The organism is Labilibaculum manganireducens, assembly GCF_002843385.1.
Classification (GTDB): domain Bacteria; phylum Bacteroidota; class Bacteroidia; order Bacteroidales; family Marinifilaceae; genus Labilibaculum; species Labilibaculum manganireducens.
In genome coordinates this window covers 1-1,071 of sequence record NZ_MVDE01000093.1, presented here as the reverse complement: position 1 = coordinate 1,071, position 1,071 = coordinate 1, and the positions used below count along the sequence as shown (strand labels likewise).

Below are 1,071 nucleotides of genomic sequence, written 5' to 3'. Positions count from 1 at the left end.
GACCAAAAAATCAATACCAATGGCACCGCCTCCACACAACCCTTAGGTGGATTATTCAATATAGAGGTAGAAAGTCCCAAAAATACACATCTGTATGCTTGGGGAGCCAGCAATTTGGATATGAAGTACGTAAAGCTGGTGTTCTCACCGGTTACACTGGCATCCAAAAGCCGAACCATCGAGCTGTACGATACATTATGCATTCGGCATCACGATTATTTTCACAGCGAAGGTAAAGACCCAATGATTAGTGTAATTCAACTCTCACCAGCCATCATCGTTCAAGACGGACAAACCATGGTTGAAAAAAACTGGAAGGTAAGCGATTTAAGCAGGCAGAATGTGGAGCCTACGGCGGTGCCTGAAAATCCTGAAATATTGGAATGTTTTTTTGAAGATGAACAAGGCAATGCTGTTTCAAAACCAAAAAAGAACCAAACTATTTTTCTAGTGGTGAAAACCAAAGAAATGGTAGGTAAAGGTATTAATATTGACTTGAGCGATGACAATATTGATTACGAATACAATGGATCTATTGTAGATAACGATTTAATTCAAGGACTTACCGTTACAGCAGATACAATGAAAATTCAGTTAAAAACAATTAAACAAAGAAGATCATAATGGCTATAGTAACACAAACAAATGGTGGTGGAAGTAGTGCAGATTCTGGTGGATTGCTGATGGATGAGTTTTTGCCAATAGTCTGTTTTAATAATAGTCAGTTTCTGGAAGATAATACAGATTTTGATGAGCCCACTTCGGTAAATGGCATTGAATTAGACAATTTATTAACAAATATATCCCCTGAAGATGATAAAATATATACCATTAAAAACTGCAACGATGAGATTGTCTTGCCCTTTACGGTAAAAAATGGTACTGGGGACTCATTAATGGATGAGGATGGTATTGTAAAAGTAAGCTTATCAGAAGAAACAGACGGAATAACGTTTAATCAGGAATCTTTTGAAACTGGATTTGGCAAAGAATTCAAGCTTATTATTACTAAAACTGATCCTTTATTAGAAAAAGAAGTTGAATTATTATTTCTAGCACGAGATAATGATG

2 protein-coding genes are annotated in these 1,071 nt (G+C 36.2%); both read left to right on the top strand.

Annotation, left to right across the window (positions count from 1 at the left end; all coding sequences use genetic code 11):
* Positions 1 to 624 (top strand): type VI secretion system tube protein TssD (tssD, locus tag BZG01_RS21730; RefSeq protein WP_218973198.1); only part of this gene is annotated, 624 nt, incomplete at its 5' end.
* On the top strand, positions 624 to 1,071 hold a 448-nt coding region (locus BZG01_RS21325; RefSeq protein ID WP_143470975.1), incomplete at its 3' end, for a hypothetical protein. The genes tssD and BZG01_RS21325, both read left to right, overlap by 1 nt.